This is a genomic window from Reichenbachiella sp. (genome assembly GCF_039944555.1).
GTDB lineage: Bacteria > Bacteroidota > Bacteroidia > Cytophagales > Cyclobacteriaceae > Reichenbachiella.
In genome coordinates, this window is the sequence record NZ_JBDUYN010000001.1 from 140109 (window position 1) to 157353 (window position 17245).

Here is a 17245-nt window from a genome sequence, read left to right on the forward strand (position 1 = left end):
TAACCCATTGATTCAATGACTCATTGATTCATTGAGCACTGTCTTTTTGGGTTATGTTCTTTGGAATTTACGATTGCTCAAAAGTCCACCCATATGATTCAAATAAAGTTTCTAATCTTTACCCTCATTTAATCCATTTGATCCTAAATTGACAGGTTCAAATCTATTCGCCAAAATCTAATACGTCAGCATGATAAAGTTTGATCAAGCCACCAAAGAAAAAGCCATCAAATTCTTTAAATCCAGACCGACCAAAATCGCAGGCATCACCATCGGTGTCTTATTATTGGTCTTTGTGATCATTCTTTTTGTCAAAGCACCGGCAAAAAGAGAAAAGAAGATCACCTTCACCGTATCCGGCCCATCAGCTCCGGATCTGTCCAATCAGGAATACATACCCACAATTGGTATTCGGTTCAATGGCTCAGTTTCTAAAATTGAAGACGTGCAATCTCAGATTCCACAGGGCATTTCCATTTCCCCGGAAGTTGAAGGCGTTTGGAGATGGGCCGCAGACAACAGAATCAGCTTTGAACCTGTCCAGCATTGGTCACCAGGTACTGAGTATGAAATAAAGATGGAGAAGGATTTGTTCCCGGATCATATTCTATTAAAACAATATGAGGGCTCATTCAAGACTCAATCATTCCGCATATCTATTGGCTCAAGTCAATTTCACATTGATCCGGTGGATGAAAATGTTAAGCAGGTCATTGCTACGATCAACTTTTCTCATCCTGTCAATCCGGAAGAATTTGAGGGTAAAGTTTCGCTCAAACCTTATAAACTCGATGATGAAGTTCAAGCATTTCAGGATCAGGAATATGAGTTTTCCGTGACCTATGATGACGTATACAGTCAGGCCTATATCGTATCAGAATCATTGCCAATTCCTGAAGATGATGTAAGTATGAGGATTGCCATCGAAGAGGGTATTCAAAGTGCCTGGAAAGGCAATACGCACGCGTCCCCATTAACAACTGATGTGGTGGTTCCGGGCATGTTCAATTTTGTGCGTGTGCAATCAGTTGAGCAAACCCTAGTGAGAAACGAGAAGTATGTGTCAGAACAGGTAATCGTCGTCGATACAAAAGGAAAAATAAGCGCTTCGGAATTGCAGAAAAATATGGAAGTGCTCATGTTACCGATCGATCGTCCTGAAGCTCCGGGTATCGAAGCAAGCAAAAATCACTATTGGAATGACGTCACCAAGATAGGGCCCGAGGTAAGGAAGTTATCGGTACCCATTGAGCTAAAAGCCATGCAGACGGAGCATGATTATGGGGCTATCAATAGCTACAAAATGAAGGCCCCACCAGCAAGACATATCTATGTTAAAATCAAAAAGGGCACCCAGTTTTATGGAAAATATTTCCTTTCCAAGGATTATGAATCGATCGTCAAACTCAAAGACTTTCCGGTTGACTTAGAGATCATGCATGATGGGATCATTCTCTCGTCGACAGGTGAGAAAAAGATTTCCATCGTGTCCCAGGGCGTCGAACGCGTGGGATTCGAAATTGGCAGAGTACTGCCAGACCAAATCAATCATTTGATTACCCAATCCAATGGAGATCTGACCAATTTGAATTTCAGGAACCGTTTGTTTTCCGAGGACAATATTGTTGAGAGTTTCTACGAAGGGAGAAATTTAGGTAGCATCGATCCAAGCGAAAGTGACTTTTTCTCTTTTGATTTTTCCAAATACCTGGATAGAGACGCTCAAGGTAAAAGAAAGAACGGCATATTCTTTTTTAAAGTCAAATCCGAACGTACTTATGGCAACCGAAGCGGCAATCGATCTGATAAGCGGCTGATCATTGTCAGTGATTTGGGGATTTTGGTGAAAGAAAGTGCCAATCAAAATCGTGATTTGTTTGTCCAGTCTATCAAAACAGGATTGTCGGTTGCTAATGCCAGGGTACAGGTTTTGGGTAAGAATGGCATACCTATCCTGTCGGCATATACTGACATTGACGGCCATGTGTCGTTCCCTACTCTCAATAGTTTCAGATATGAAAAAAGTCCTGTGGCGTTTGTAGTCACCAAAGGAGATGATTTGTCCTTTTTGCCGGTAAAGGCCTCAGGACGCTGGCTCAATTACTCCAAATTCGATGTAGGTGGTGTCCATGGCGCTTCCGATCCAAAAAAACTGAATGCGTACTTGTTTTCTGAGCGTGGAATTTATCGTCCGGGGGACGAATTCAACATTGGCATGATTGTCAAAGCTGGTGATTGGAGAAAGAGGCTCGAAAACACACCATTAGAGGCAAGTATCGTTGATCCAAGAGGTTTGGAAATCTTTAAAAAGAAATTCAAATTAAATAGCAGTGGTTTTGAAGAAATCAAATACATCACTGAAAACTCGTCTCCGACTGGTGTATATCAAATCAACCTCTATACCATCAACAACGAGCGACGTTACCATAGCATTGGTTCTACGACTGTTTCAGTAGAAGAATTCCAACCAGATCGACTCACGATTTCGAGCGTGTTTACAGGAAGGGGAGATAAGGCATGGATTTCGCCAAAAGATATCAATGTACAGGTCAGTTTAAGAAATTTGTTCGGCTCACCGGCGAGTGGCAATCGCATTGCATCAAGAATTACCTTCTCACCCGGAAGAATGAGATTCCCTGCATACCGTGACTTCAGGTTCCATGATCCTCTGACTGCTCGAATTTCCTATTCAGAAACACTTCCGGATCAAACCACTGACGAGCAAGGAAAGGCTATCTTCGATCTTAACCTGGAACGATTTGATGCCGCTACCTACAATTTGAGATTTGTTGCAGATGGTTTTGAAAAAGAAAGTGGCAGAAATGTGACGACCCAATCCAGCGTCTTGGTTTCTTCTTTGAATTATATGATCGGGACCCGGACCAATGGTGATTTGTCATACATCTACAAGAATTCTGAGCGATCCGTCAAATTCATCGCTATCAATGCAGATTCAGAAAAAACAGCAGTTTCTGATTTGCAGTTCATTGTCAATCGCATCGATCAGGTATCAGTTTTGACTAAAATGCCAAATGGCATCTATGCTTACAAATCCGTCTCAAAAAGAATTCCGATTTCGAGTACCACAAAGAATATCCAGGCCACTGGACTTGATTTTGCTTTGCCCACGGACGAGCCTGGAGAATATGAACTCATCACGAAAGACACTGATGGTGTTGAGCTCTCGAAATTAGGATTTTCAGTTGTGGGTGTCGGTAACATAACGCGTTCGCTGGACAAAACCGCCGAACTCGATATCAAGTTGAATAAATCGGATTTCAACCCAGGTGAAGAAATCGAAATCTTTGTAAAAGCACCATATAAAGGTGCAGGGATCATCACGATCGAAAAAGACAAAGTTTACTATTCAAAATGGTTTAAAAGCGAGACCAATTCATTTTTGATAAAGATCAAAGTGCCAAATGGCCTCGAAGGCAATGGGTATGTCAATGTGGCTTTTGTAAGAGCAGCAGATTCCAAAAACATATACATGACGCCATTGAGCTATGGCATCGCACCTTTTGCCATAAGCAAGAAAAACAGGATAAATGCGATCACGCTGGATGTTCCTGCAAAAGCGCGGTCTGGGGAGGTGTTTCCAATTAAATTCAAAACCGAAAAACCAGCTAAGATTGCTATTTTCGCTGTAGATGAAGGCATCCTTCAAGTTGCCAATTATCAAACGCCAGACCCTTTGGCTCATTTCTTTAAGAAAAGTGCTTTGGAAGTGAAAACTTCCCAATTGTTGGATTTGATTCTTCCGGAATATTCGCTTTCACAAAATTTGTCAGCCATGGGTGGAGACGCTGGAATGGAAGAGATTAGCAAGAATCTGAATCCATTCAAAAGGAAGCAACACAAACCGGTGGTGTTCTGGTCTGGCATTGTCACAACGGATCAACGAGAGCGAAAACTGGAATATACTGTGCCTGATTATTTCAATGGGACCTTGCGTGTCATGGCAGTGGCTGTTTCTGCAGATGCCATCGGTACGGTTGAGAAAAAGTCAATTGTCAAAAATCCTTTCGTTATCAGTCCGAATGTGCCATTGTATGCTGCGCCTTCGGATTCGTTTCAGATTTCGGTGACGGTGACCAACACCCTGTCTGGGTCAGGAGAAAAATTACCTGTCAATCTTGAGGTAGTTTCCTCTCCGCACTTAACAGTTCATCCTGCCAGCAGGAGACTAACAATTAGTGAGGACAAGGATACAACCATACATTTTCAAGTCAGCGTCAACAAAGTACTTGGCGGTGCATCATTGAAGTTCAAAGCCAGTTCCAGTAAGGAAAAAGCCTCTTTGGCTTCGTATCTGAGTGTCAGGCCGGCGATCCCATATCGTACAGAAGTCAAAACGGGTACTGTTCGCAAAGAAAAAGTGGAAGTTGAAACACCCAGGAGAATGTATGAGGAATACCGTGAATTGAATACCTCGGTTTCGTTCCTCCCTCTGGGACTAAGCAATGGATTGGTTCAGTATCTAGACAAATACCCATACGGTTGTACTGAGCAGCTGGTGAGCCAGGGATTCCCTTACTTGCTGCTCAAGGATGTGTCCGGTTATGAAATTGACCAAAAGAAATTGCGTGACAAAATCAGCTATACGCTAAAAGTGCTTCAGGCCAGACAAAATGGCGAAGGTAAGTTTGGTATATGGGCAGCCAATTCGCATACTTCAGATTTTATTACGGTGTATGGCGCTCATTTCATCACGCAGTGCAAAAATTCAGGTTATGCCGTTTCGGAAAATTTGTATGACAGAACCATTGAAGCACTTAAGAGAATTGCCCGAAACTCTGATTTGGAACACATGTACGAGTATCGCATTCAGGCGTATGCCATTTACATACTCACCATGAATGAAATCGTTACTACCAATTACATCACTTCGTTGAGAGATGAACTTGATGATAAGTTTGAAGATTGGGAAAAAGACCTGACAGCCGGATACATGGCCGGTACTTACCTGATGATGCAACAGGAAGATGAAGGAAGAAGCTTGTTGAGCGATGTTTTAGGAACTAATTTCTTTAAGCGCAGCATTACTTGGAATTACCATGATGGTTTGGTGCACAATGCACAAGTCTTGTACATCTGCGCGAAGCATGCACCGGATTTGCTGGGTAATGTATCAGATGAAATCTTACAAAAAATCGTAGGATACCTGGAAAGCGATAACTACAATACCCTGAATTCATCATTTAGCATTATGGGCATTAGTGAATTTTCAAGAGCCACCAATGAACCTTCAGCAGGCAAAGTCAGCATCAGTCAGATCATTTCTGAAAAGAATTCGATTCCGTTGAAGATTCCTACCGGTAAATTTCCTGAAATGGATTTTGCTGCCAATACCCAAAAGTTACTTTTTGTTGGCGAAGAGGACAGAACGGCTTACTATCAGGTGGTTCAGGCTGGTTTTGAATTGGAGCTACCAGACAATAATGTCAAGACCGAAATAGAAGTTTCGAAAACCTATCAAACATTGTCTGGTGACAATACGCAAGAGGCGACTTTGGGCGAGGAGATTGAAGTACACCTCAAATTCAGAAGTATCAATAACCGACGACTGCATGATGTAGCGATCATTGATTTGCTGCCAGCCGGATTAGAAGTTGATGCAGCTTCTTTGCGCAATGAACTATCGGGTACCTGGACTCCGGACTATGTGGATGTGAGAGAAGATCGAGTCGTATTTTATGGTACAGTTGATACTCAAATTCAGGAGATGGTTTACAAGGTGAGGGCTATCAACAAAGGCGACTTTATTGTGCCTCCACTTTATGGTGAGTCGATGTATGATCGAACGATTTATGGCTATTCTCCTAATGAACGTTTTACAGTTAAATAATTATCGGATCAGACTCAGGAGTAAACGATTTTTGGGAATCAGTTTACTCCTGGGATTGATGATTGCCTACTTTTGGTTCAAACCATCAGAGGGTATTTTATCTGATAAAGATTACTCACGGATAGTATATTCTCGTGACAAAAGCGTGCTACGCATTACATTGTCAGGAGACGATAAATACAGGCTGTATTCGCATATCAATTCGGCTGGCCCGCTGATCAAAGAAGCCATTTTACTCAAAGAGGACCAATACTTCTATTATCATCCTGGTGTCAACCCGATTGCAACATTAAGGGCAATTTATGAAACCTACATCAAGCGGGATGTCAAAATGGGTGGATCGACAATCACCATGCAGGTCGCCCGTTTACAATTTGGATTGAAGACGAGAAATGTTTTGGGCAAGCTCAAACAGATGTTTTACGCTTTGTACCTCGAATTGTACTTTTCAAAAGATGACATTCTCGAGGCTTACATCAATTTGGCCCCTTGTGGAGGGAACATTGAAGGATTTGGTGCTGCATCAATCATCATATTCGAAAAAGAGCTCTCAGAAATTACATTGCAAGAGGCTCTGTTTTTGAGTGTCTTACCACAAAGCCCTTCGAAATACAATCCCAGAAATCAACAAATTCCGTCTGAATTGACCGAATCTCGATTACGGCTATACAACTTATGGCAAGATAAAACAGACGCCAAGCCCGAACCTGATCAAATCACTCATTCCAAAATGCCGTTGAGTACGAGTTATTTTGTACCCTATCGTGCACCGCATTTTTCCGGCTCGGTATTGAGGAAATACAAAAAGGAAGATCGGATTTACACCACACTGGATTGGAAAATGCAAAAACTGGTCACCAGGTTGACCCAAAGGTACGTCCAGCGAAAAAAGCGGCTAGGGGTTGAAAATGCTGCTGTATTGTTGGTTGACTATGAAAACAATATGGAGGTCTTGGCCAAGTTGGGTTCGGTGGATTTTTTCAATGAGAAGATCCAGGGTCAGGTCGATGGTACAAGTGCTCGACGTTCTCCAGGTTCGACCTTAAAACCTTTGGTTTATGCCCTGGCCATGGATCAAGGGCTAATTCATCCCATGACCATGTTGAAGGATGCACCGACGAGTTTTTCCAATTACGCACCTGATAATTATGAATTAGATTTTAAAGGACCAGTCAAAACATGGGAGGCACTCATCAACAGCAGAAATGTTCCGGCAGTTTCGCTGGCCTCAAGAATTAAAGAGCCTGATCTGTATGACTTTTTGCATACGCTGGACCTTGGCAATCTAAAAGCCAAAGATCACTATGGGTTGTCGATCGTGTTGGGCAGCGCTGAGTTTAGCATGAAAGAATTGGTGTCCATGTATGGCATCTTGGCCAACAATGGTATCTATCAAAAAACCAACGAAACCTTCACGGCTGATAACCATGTCAACCTGCCTCATGATCGACAGTATTTGACTCCACAGGCTTGCTGGCTTACACGTCAAATATTGATGAAAAACCCGCAACCAAACAGTAATACTTTGTTGGCCTATGGCAACAATTACAACTCAGAAGTGGATTTGGTGTCCGTCGGTTACAAAACCGGAACATCTATCGGATTCAAGGATTGCTGGTCAATCGCCATTTTTGATAAGTACATTCTAGCAGTTTGGTTAGGTAATTTCAATGGATACGGCAACCCTGTTTTCAACGGCCGCCAGTTGGCTGCACCCTTGCTTTTTGAAATCGCCAAAAATATCATGAGTGAAAATGCCAAGTCTCCTGACTATGAGATTTCGCACCAGCTGCATTGGATGCCTCCGGGTATTCGTGAAGTCGAAGTCTGTGCTGCTTCGGGCCAAATTGCCCATCCACATTGCAAAAGAAAATTGACGACGCATTTTATTCCGGGCAAATCCTCAATCGTAAAATGTAGCATCTGCAGAGAGGTATTTATCAATACCAAAACCGGTTATCGTGCCTATGCTGCGGGAAAATATATTAAAACCGAAGTATTTGAATTTTGGCCGACGGATTTATTGAAAATCTTCAGGAAGGCCGGTGTTCCGCGCAAAACACCTCCGATTTACGACCCTGCCGGAAAAGAAGGTAATAACTATCTTTTGGGGCAATCCAATCGAGGGTTAGCCCCAAAAATTATCTCTCCCATGTCTGAAACAGAATATTTGATGTCACCAAGCGAAACGATGTTCAACAATCTTCCGCTGAGAGCTACCGTTGATGCTGATGTCAATGAAATTTACTGGTTTGTCGACCAACAATTTATTGGTAAATCTGCCCCGGATGAGACGCAATTTTGGTCATTACGGCCAGGAACATTCCAAATCGGTGTGGTAGACGACAAAGGGCGAACCAACTCCCGAAAGGTCAAAATAGGCTTGGCGATGAATTGATAGTTCACCTCTGCTGTTTTACTTACTATGAAAATATAATTATTTATTGTGGATGTAATCTAAAGGCGCGTTTGAGAGCAACAGTAACGCGTGCGAATTCTGGCTTAGGCGCTATCCTATTTGGTTAATTTTCTTGAAGGACAAAGCCTCACGAAACGAGAAAATAAATGCTAGATACTTTCCTAAAGATTGTTGATAGGCTAATCGTAGATGGTAAAGTAAACGCTCGATCTAATCAGAAAAGCTTGGTATTACACCATGTAAGTTAGACATGGAAGAACTGAAGTATTGTAGAATATATTGAATCGATTGGCGTTACGTAACCGAGTTAATTAGTCCAACCAACATTTTTTTTATGAGAAACCTAACCGCATTATTCGCAATTTTCGTCATTTCCAGCAGTACACCACTGTTTGCTCAGCAGGAGGTAGAGAGACCATTAGGAGATTTTAAAGCCGTGTCTGTGGACTATGGCATTCAGGCAGAGTTGCTCAAAGGCACCTCGAATAAAGTAGTGCTGGTCGTCAGCGGAACCAAGGAGGATAAAGTGACCTCTGAGATTGTAGAAGGTCAGCTACTTCTGACATTTAAGAACACAAAAAAGCTGGAAGGGGTATCCGTCGGCGCCAAAATTTATACGACGAGTGCTACAGAAGGAATTGCAGTCAGCAATAAGGCAACCCTCAGCGTAAAGGACGCGCCAACTGCCAGTAGTTTGAAAATAGTCGTTACCACTGGTGGGAAGCTGGACATGACCGCTAAAACCCAATCTGCAGTCGTGTCCATTGGTAGGTCGGCAAAAGCCCAATTGGCCATTGAAGCCACTAAATTGGACGCAACCATATCCGGAAAAGGAAGATTGGATATCACCGGCAAAGTTGAGTCTCTCAAGGTAAATGCCAATACTTCAGGTGTGTACAAGGGCTTTGGTCTGCAGTGCAAGTCCTTGATAGCGCAAGCACATGGCAACGGCCGGGCCGAGGTTTCGGTTTCGGAATCGCTAGTGGCCAATGTAGTCAGTGGCGGAAAAGTGTATTACAAGGGAGATCCGACGTTGAAAGTGAATGCTACTAGTTCTGGCACGGTTAAAAAAGCAGAGGACTGACATTCGTATGTCAGCCATGGGGATAGGGGTGCTCCCTTCTGGTCTTGAGCTCCCTCTGGTCGTAGAGTCCGCTAAGACTTTATAAGTCTCAATAGCACACGTTTGAGAGTAACGGAACCGCGTGCGGATTCTGATCTTGAGCTCCATTCAACTTTGACCCAATCAAAAGAAAAGATCCGTGATAGGCCATTGGCCTTCCAAAGGAAATAATCTTGAACCAGATCTTCCTTTTCATACTTAGACCAGCGCGGGAAGACGGCGGGGTTTTTAAAACTTAGCCAAAATTTAAAAACTTTGGCTAAGTGGTGTCAATCATGACCGTCGAAGTCTGGTGTATTAGTCATTCACTACTGTTCTGGCGGCCAGATATCCGTTATAAAATGATGCATTGGAGCGCTTGAATCGCTTCATGACCCGGTCGAGCCTCGTGATAGCCATCTTGCCCTCGCTGAATTGGTCTTTTAGGCTCTGGGTGGCCACTCTGGACGCTATGCGATAAGAACGAGGTTTGCCACGCTTGTCCTGATACATGCCCAGGCTCAGTTTTACATCGTCAATTTGATCGGCACTCAATCCATAGTCCTTCATTTGCTCAACGTGGGTTTCCAGCAGGTCAATAGTGTTTTTGGACTTTACCTCAAAGTCTTCATAGGAAAGGCGCAGGTAATCCGATTTTGAGTTGCTGGCTTTGACCAAGAGTGCGGCATCTTCTATGTCATCTGCATAAGCCTCCAGTACATCGTCTAGTATGTCTAGTTTTTCTGCAATCTGGTGTTTCATTTGTAGCACCGAACTGCCAATAAATACCTGTGCCGCCTCCTGATCCTGTGCTGAGCTACGAATGGCATCTATCACCTGGGACAGGTTGGTTTTGTACTGACTGGCAATAGGGACCACACTCCATACAGCCGTATAAGTGTTGAGATAATCATCAGTAGATTGAAACATTTCAAGTTGATTGATTTGATTTTGATTCATAATCATTGTTTTTAGTTGGAAATAAATAATTACATCAGGATCAGTGCCGTGCAAAGCGAACCACGGTCATTGCACCATCTAAGGTGGTCATTGCATTAGGGCAAGCGTTCATTGCAGCATCTGAAGTAGTCATTGCAGTGCCATAAATGCTCAATGCATTACCTAAAGTGTTCATTGCAACACCTAAAATGGTCCTTGCATTGCCGAAAATGGTCGTTGCACAGCCGAAAGCAGTCATTGCAGCATCGAAAGTGATCGTTGCAGCCCGCTAAGCGGATTGATCCAATAAAATTTACTGACAGGAGTGGATCGAAATGATCCGGTCTTACAATAATAATTATTTAATCATTAAAAAACGGAAAGATGATTTTAGTTGTGTTGATGTGTTGGTCTATAGTTTGGATCGACTCGGCCGTACATCTAAAGAGCTCATAAACCTATTGTCCAAATTCAAGGAGAGAGGTATTCAATTTAAGAGCCTCCAGGAAGGAGTGTTTGATACCACATCTGCTATGGGAGAGGCGGTGTTTCAAATCATTGCGATTCTTAAGGCCATGGAAGTACAGGTACTCAGTGAAAGGACTAAAGATGGATTAACTGCCACACGTGCCAGGGGAAAGAAAGGCGGGCGGCCGAAAGGTTCGTACGATAAAGTCAAAGCGACTGCTGCCACAACTTTATATCAGAGAGAGCTGCCAGTTAGTGAAATTACTGAGACGCTGAAGATAAGTCGGTCCACACTGTATCAGTACTTGAGGAGTGAGGGAGCAAAATAGTATTCTGACATATCTGATTAGACTCATAGTTAATTAATTGCATTTTATATTAAGAATCACTTAATTGGGTACAGCATTTTGAGTTTTAACTTAATTTGAAATGCGTCCATTCTATTTTTCCAGTAGAGTCAACAAGCATTTCAAGCTTATTGGAATATCGCAAATGAAGATCTTTTTAATATATGATCATTGTCAATGTTATGCTTAGTCAAGAATTGGTAAGCAGTAAAAGTAAAAGGGTATAAATGGAATTCAAATTTATTGATGATGTCATAGATAACATTCAATTAGGTCTGGAGGTTCTTGAAAAGGATGCAGATAATTATACAATGTTGTTATTTCAACACAAGGGAGTATTTAGCATCGATGATGATAAATTTGGAAATGAAAAAGACTGTTCATCCAAATTTTCTTCATTTATTGAACTAGCAAAGACCGAAAATGTATCTCTGGCCCTTACACCAGAATACTCATGCCCATGGGATTCGATTGTGGCGGTAGTGGAAGACCAAGAAAAATGGCCTAATAATTCGAAACTTTGGGCGCTTTGTTGCGAGTCTATTAAGCCCGATGAAATAAGCGCATTTCAACAAACCCATGCTAACGATAATGTTTTGATTCATTTTGATGAGGAAGCTTTGAATCATGGAGGGGGTGGAGTTTTACTCGATCCAATTTGTTATGTGTTCAAAGCAAAAGTGGGTCAAGTCGAAAAGTTAGTTGTACTAGTACAATTTAAAACACAGCACATGGGGGTTTGGGATTCACCTCTTGAACGAGAAAAATATATACCAGGAAGGGAGGTTTATGTTCTTAGGAATTCTCCACATTCAATCTATTTATTCACAAACATTTGTTCTGAAGCCGAAAATTTTGACGTGACGGATACACTTCGAGATGAATTTCGTTGGGACGAGCATCCTTATATTATATTAAGTCCTCAAATGAATCCAAAGCCAACTCATGAAGTATTTAAAACTTATAGAAGGACTATTATAGCTTATTCACATAAAGATATTATTTCCCTGAATTGGGCAGGAACTACAGCTTTACCGGGAATGGAAGAACCACTAATCCCTTTAAGTAAATCGTCTATTGTATTCAAAACTTCTGATGTGGATTTCGAGAATGAGAATAGGTTTATCAATAATCACAATAAGGGACTTTATTATTTAAACAAAAAGGCTAATACTCATGCATATTATTTCAACCCTTATGAGGAAGTATTTCTGATTTCGAATCAGAAACCATCATCTGCGGGAGTAAATGGAGCATTAATTAGAAGAACCGGACCGGAGGTCAGGAATGTTTTTGCATGGAATGATGATAATGTATGTTTTACTGAAATAGATCAAGTAGAAGATGGATTTATAGATTTTTTGTCAAGCTTAAATTGCGCTAATGCAACTTTCCAAAACATGCAGATTAGTTTCATTGACAAAGAAAGATTAGTAAATCTTTCTTATGGCAAAGCTTCAGCTAAAAAGGATGATAAGAGATGGTACAGACTAGATAAACTTGAAACGTTTGTTCAAGATGAAAATGAAGGCGTTAATAGGCTGACTTATGTGCATGATGAGTCAAGCGCAGAAATCCGGAGAGCTTATATTGAATGTATAGATTGTCTAAATGACGTTATTATCCCTGATGAAGAATTGTTTCCCGAAAATTTAATAGCGTTTAAAGGAAATTGTGGTGAAGTAATGTTTTATCAAGATGGTGGATATAACTATAAATATAACCTCGTCACTAGTGATGCCAAACATCGTGCAACAGTCGCCTATATTGGCCGAAATAATGAAGGGTCAGCCTTAAAAATTTTGCGCCAATTACAAAATTTGTTTGATAAAGAAGATCAGTCAAAAAAATTAGTGGTTGTTTGGTATAAAGAAAACGCTACTGATATAAAGCCAGTTTGTGAGGTCTTGCCACCAAGTGTAAATGACGATTCTACTGTTGATCCAATTTCGATATCAAATGTTTGATTATGAATAAAGAAGCCATAAGAGAAATTGTCTCATCTAAATTAGAAGACGTCAACTTTATAGAAAATACTGATTTATTGATTGGGAAACATGTTTTCAATCAATTTGCATTAGGCACTTATTTCATTGATTATGGAGATCATGATTTCTCATTCGACCTTAGAGAATACCAAGAAAAATATATTTCCAGTGAATACTATAAAGCTCCTGGATACTTACAGTGGAATTATTATCTCATTTTTCTCCGTGATTCATATGAGGAGGGAGAAAAACAAAAGATAGAAAAAGACGGAATTTATACTCGAAAATTTTTATTTACCCCTGATGAGTTCAACGACTATTTTGGTTATCAGCACTCAGAAAAAACGGTTGATTCTGATATAACTAGTGTTTGGAAAGAGAAATTAAGACAAGTTGATCTTGATGAATCTTATTCAGATGCACCTTACGCCCAGGCAATCCCAAGGTTTTTATCAGACGAGGTAATAAAAGATATAGATACTGAAAACAATAAATCTGAAGAAGATAAGGAATTAATCATTAATAATATTTTATCTCTAAACCTCAGCGATACCTTTAGAAGGCATCCTCTTAAAAGAGATTTCAATTTAGGAAAGGTAAATTTGGTAACAGGAGTTAATGGTACCGGAAAAACCTCCTTTTTGGAAGCCATTGAGTTACTAATTGCGGGAAAGAGCAATAGAAATCCTTCCTTTAATGAAGAGTATGGCTGCATTGAGGCATTGTATAATGATAAATTCACAGATACCTATACTCCAGGAAAAAATGCAAAATATAGAGAAAGAGATAGGGTGTGGTACTCTAGTGCCTATAAAACGGGGAATGAGCTCTTTCGAGCATTCAATAAGTATAATTTTTACGACTCAGATGCAGCCTATAATTTGTCTCATGACTCAAGCGCTGGTGATTTGAACAAATACTTCTCCTCAATAGCGCTTGGAGCTGAATTTAATAGAATTCAAGATAGGTTGTTGGGTTTCAGGGAACGGCTCGGATCAGAGCTTAGAAGTAGATTAAAAGGAATTGATGAGGAGAAAGACAGAATCAAAAAAAGCAAGGAGATTTTAGAGAACACTAAATTGGCTTCGACTCCAGAAGAGAGCTTCAAAGCCTTTATTTCGTGTTCTAAGGAAATAAAATGGAAGAAAAACTTACCTAAAGTTCATAAAGATTCTTTTTCAGTTTTTACAGATAATTACCAAAGGGCTCAATCATTCATCAATTCCTTAAATCAGCTTTTAGCTACGGTCAAGTTACGGAACTTACATGCTATTAAGAATGAATTGACCAAACTTGCGAAGGCATTAAAAGCGTGCAACGAATATAAAGTACAGTTAGAAGCATTAAATGAAAGGCTAAATGTTAAAAAGAAGACATTTGCCGATGTCAACAGTCAATTTCAAATCTTAGAACGTGCAAAAAAATTCTATAACGATCAATCAAGTTTTCATTTATGGAATCTGAATGATAGGATTAATACGCTTTCAATGAAAATCAAAAAAGACACGAAGGCATTTGAATATTTTGAAAAGCTTACTGATCAAGATATATTTCAGAAACCAAGAACCTTTGCGTCTGTTAAGAGCGAACAATTAAGCGAGCGTCAAAACTTAACTGAAAGGAGAAAGGAACTTACTAAACAAATTGAGCGCTTAAAACTAAATTTAAGTAAGCTAGAGCAGATTGTTTCTGAAATTAAATCTTATGGAAAACAATATTTAGCTTCTAATAAAGCTGCTGATTTTTGCCCTTTATGTGAGACACAGTTTTCATTTGATGAATTGTCTTCAAGGATTTCTAACATTGCTAAAGAAGCTGATGAAAATGTCATCATCGACAATCTTAATACTCAGTTAATTCGACTTGACAATCAATTGAGTAGGGCGAATGAATCAATAACCAACATACAGCATATCGAATCAGGGGTTTCAATACTGTCTGAATCTGAGTACTCTCAGCTGAGCATGTTGGAAATTAAAAAAATATTTACTTCATCTAAAGATGGATTAGAAAAAAATATAGAGGGCAGATCGGAACTTTTGCGACTAAAAGAAGGCCTTCAGGCGAAAGGATTTCATGAAGATGACTTTAATAATGTGAAAGAAGAACTTGAAAATACTATTTCTGAAATCAAGTTTATTTCTGGCGACAAAGCTAAGCACGAAGAATTATTTTCGAGGGTAGAGAAAAAAAGGGCCCCACTTTTAGAAGAAATAAAGAAAGAAGAGGAAAAATCAACTGAGTTAAATAATTCCAGAAAAGTAATTATTGAAAAAGTAGCACCAGGCATTAACTTCTCTGAGTATGAAAGTGAATTAGCCTATCGTATTGAAATTTCTCAAAAGGCAGTTCGCTATTTCAAAGATTTAGAGGACTATTTAAGTTTTTCAGAGGATGAAGATTTAATAGAAATTTCTCAAAAAATAGACCAACTGTTTAAGTTGTATTCTAATGTTAGCAATTCTATATCGAGTCAAAAAGAATTAAATTTAGCTAATCAAATAATCTTAAAATCAGAGGTAAAAGTAAAATCTTTAGAACCAGAATGTAAAAGAATTTCTGATGGATTAGCTGTTATAGATGATATTCTAGAAAACCACGGTGAATCAAAAGTCTTAGGTGATTTTATTAAAAACAATGAGAGAGAAATTCAAGAAATATTTCAAAACATACACTCACCGAAAGAATTCTCTCAGATAAAGTTTAGTGAAGGTCAAAACTCCGTTTTGCTTAAAAGGCGAACGGATGGAGAAGGTGTTCCAATAAACAAAATTAGTACTGGTCAACGCAGTGCGTTGGCTCTTTCCATCTTTTTAGCGTTAAATAAAAAATTGAAACAAGGTCCAAATTTGATTTTGTTTGATGATCCTGTAACGTATACAGATGATTTGAATATTTTGTCTTTCCTTGATTATTTACGAGAGATGATTATTCACGAAAACAGGCAGGTAGTATTTGCAACAGCAAATCAAAAGCTAGCAGGATTATTCGAGAAAAAATTTGCTTTTTTTGGTGATGATAATTTTAAGAAATTTCATTTTGAGAGGTGAAAAAATAACCTAAAAGTGCCATCCTAGATAAATTCACATGACAGATAGAGAATTCAAATCTCTTGATAAGAAGATCTTTGATCTACTCATTTTTGGAAACCAGGAAATACAACTACTATGGTTCAAACTTTTGAAGTAAATTCTAAAAACAAGATCAATAATATATTGCTGGTTTTCGACACTCAACCATTTATTTAGTCTCACAGAACGAAGAAAGTGATGTTTAACAAGGCCAAATCAGATCAAAAAATTAACATATTGGATACCATCCAAAACTTACTAAGGAAGGATATTCAGCAAGAGGAAAAGATTGTTTTGTCAGATCTGAATTTTGTCAATTGGATTATAGGTGTCTCGTCTGGCGGGTTTATTCTAATGATGTCAAATTCCAAAGAATTGGTTCAATTCGGTCTCATAGAGTCCTTGCTCTTTATTGGCTTTTTTACCATTTCAATTTTGTCTTCAACGCTGTTTCACCTTTTGTCACGAAAACAACTAAAATTCATCTTCCAAAAAATGACATTATATGAGATGCAATATCTTATTGTAACGAATAACCCGGAAATAATGGCGGAATGGGATTTTGAGAATATTAAATCTCTCTTGCGTAAAATGAGCAAATTCAAAGCATTTAAAAGGGATGAAATAAATGATTTTGCAGAAACTCACACTAAGATTGAAGGGCGAGCTAGGTTGAGTAGAATACTTATTTTCTCAACTGTTATTTCGTTTGTTTCGCAATTCGCCATACTTGCGTACTTTTATATAGTTGCTGCTTTATGATTGAAAAAGTGCTCTCATAGAACGAATAATATGACCAAGCTTGAATTTAGAAAAAATGTTCCTGGATTAATAAGACATTTATCTTCGGGAGTCCAATATCTAGAAGCTATCGAGGGAAGTGATCGGGTATTTGCCTGCTATAGAGGAGAAGATAATACAGCATCTTTTGGATGTCATGCAGAAACATGGTCTGACTTATTAGTTAATATGCAGAAAGCACTTAACGACAACAGTGATTCATTAGACGACCCACCATTTCAGATTCCTAATTGAGGAATGTTATGTCTTACAAAACGAATTA

General features: G+C 39.6%; 9 protein-coding genes. 8 read left to right on the forward strand and 1 reads right to left on the reverse strand.

The window, feature by feature from the left end; all coding sequences use genetic code 11:
- Nucleotides 1-190: 190 nt before the first annotated feature.
- The 3 genes from ABJD64_RS00550 to ABJD64_RS00560 all read left to right on the forward strand — a co-directional run bounded on the left by ABJD64_RS00550 (nucleotide 191) and on the right by ABJD64_RS00560 (nucleotide 9351).
- Nucleotides 191-5848, forward strand: a complete 5658-nt coding sequence (locus tag ABJD64_RS00550) for an alpha-2-macroglobulin (protein WP_348182093.1) — start codon at nucleotides 191-193, stop codon at nucleotides 5846-5848.
- Nucleotides 5811-8246 (forward strand): penicillin-binding protein 1C, encoded by a 2436-nt coding sequence (pbpC, locus tag ABJD64_RS00555; protein WP_348182094.1) that lies wholly within the window; start codon nucleotides 5811-5813, stop codon nucleotides 8244-8246. The genes ABJD64_RS00550 and pbpC overlap by 38 nt, the downstream gene beginning before the upstream one ends.
- A 355-nt stretch (nucleotides 8247-8601) precedes the next feature.
- Nucleotides 8602-9351, forward strand: a complete 750-nt coding sequence (locus tag ABJD64_RS00560) for a DUF2807 domain-containing protein (protein ID WP_348182095.1) — start codon at nucleotides 8602-8604, stop codon at nucleotides 9349-9351.
- 336 nt (nucleotides 9352-9687) lie between these two features.
- On the opposite strand, the gene ABJD64_RS00565 is transcribed toward ABJD64_RS00560, so the two are convergent.
- Nucleotides 9688-10329, reverse strand: a complete 642-nt coding sequence (locus ABJD64_RS00565; protein ID WP_348182096.1) for a hypothetical protein — start codon at nucleotides 10327-10329, stop codon at nucleotides 9688-9690.
- 314 nt (nucleotides 10330-10643) lie between these two features.
- On the opposite strand from ABJD64_RS00565, the gene ABJD64_RS00570 reads away from it, so the two are divergent.
- The 5 genes from ABJD64_RS00570 (at nucleotide 10644) to ABJD64_RS00590 (ending at nucleotide 17217) form a co-directional block, all read left to right on the forward strand.
- Entirely contained in the window at nucleotides 10644-11105 is a 462-nt protein-coding gene (locus ABJD64_RS00570; RefSeq protein WP_348182097.1) for a recombinase family protein, read from the forward strand.
- Nucleotides 11106-11350: 245 nt separating this feature from the next.
- Nucleotides 11351-13090, forward strand: coding sequence for a hypothetical protein (locus tag ABJD64_RS00575; protein WP_348182098.1), 1740 nt, complete (start codon nucleotides 11351-11353; stop codon nucleotides 13088-13090).
- 2 nt (nucleotides 13091-13092) lie between these two features.
- Complete coding sequence (locus ABJD64_RS00580) at nucleotides 13093-16161, forward strand: AAA family ATPase (RefSeq protein WP_348182099.1); 3069 nt, start codon at nucleotides 13093-13095, stop codon at nucleotides 16159-16161.
- Between the two features lie 219 nt (nucleotides 16162-16380).
- Nucleotides 16381-16944 carry a hypothetical protein gene (locus ABJD64_RS00585; protein ID WP_348182100.1) on the forward strand — a complete coding sequence of 188 codons (564 nt, stop codon included), beginning with the start codon at nucleotides 16381-16383 and terminating at the stop codon, nucleotides 16942-16944.
- Nucleotides 16945-16974: 30 nt separating this feature from the next.
- Nucleotides 16975-17217, forward strand: coding sequence for a hypothetical protein (locus tag ABJD64_RS00590; protein ID WP_348182101.1), 243 nt, complete (start codon nucleotides 16975-16977; stop codon nucleotides 17215-17217).
- The last annotated feature ends 28 nt before the right edge of the window (nucleotides 17218-17245 follow it).

What these genes read in the sequence shown, in the direction of transcription:
- ABJD64_RS00570 (WP_348182097.1), top strand. Translation starts at nt 10,644, where the DNA reads ATGATCCGGTCTTACAATAATAATTATTTAATCATTAAAAAACGGAAA.
- ABJD64_RS00575 (WP_348182098.1), top strand. Translation starts at nt 11,351, where the DNA reads ATGGAATTCAAATTTATTGATGATGTCATAGATAACATTCAATTAGGT.
- ABJD64_RS00565 (WP_348182096.1), bottom strand. Translation starts at nt 10,329, where the DNA reads ATGAATCAAAATCAAATCAATCAACTTGAAATGTTTCAATCTACTGAT.
- pbpC (WP_348182094.1), top strand. Translation starts at nt 5,811, where the DNA reads ATGGCTATTCTCCTAATGAACGTTTTACAGTTAAATAATTATCGGATC.
- ABJD64_RS00580 (WP_348182099.1), top strand. Translation starts at nt 13,093, where the DNA reads ATGAATAAAGAAGCCATAAGAGAAATTGTCTCATCTAAATTAGAAGAC.
- ABJD64_RS00560 (WP_348182095.1), top strand. Translation starts at nt 8,602, where the DNA reads ATGAGAAACCTAACCGCATTATTCGCAATTTTCGTCATTTCCAGCAGT.
- ABJD64_RS00550 (WP_348182093.1), top strand. Translation starts at nt 191, where the DNA reads ATGATAAAGTTTGATCAAGCCACCAAAGAAAAAGCCATCAAATTCTTT.
- ABJD64_RS00590 (WP_348182101.1), top strand. Translation starts at nt 16,975, where the DNA reads ATGACCAAGCTTGAATTTAGAAAAAATGTTCCTGGATTAATAAGACAT.
- ABJD64_RS00585 (WP_348182100.1), top strand. Translation starts at nt 16,381, where the DNA reads ATGTTTAACAAGGCCAAATCAGATCAAAAAATTAACATATTGGATACC.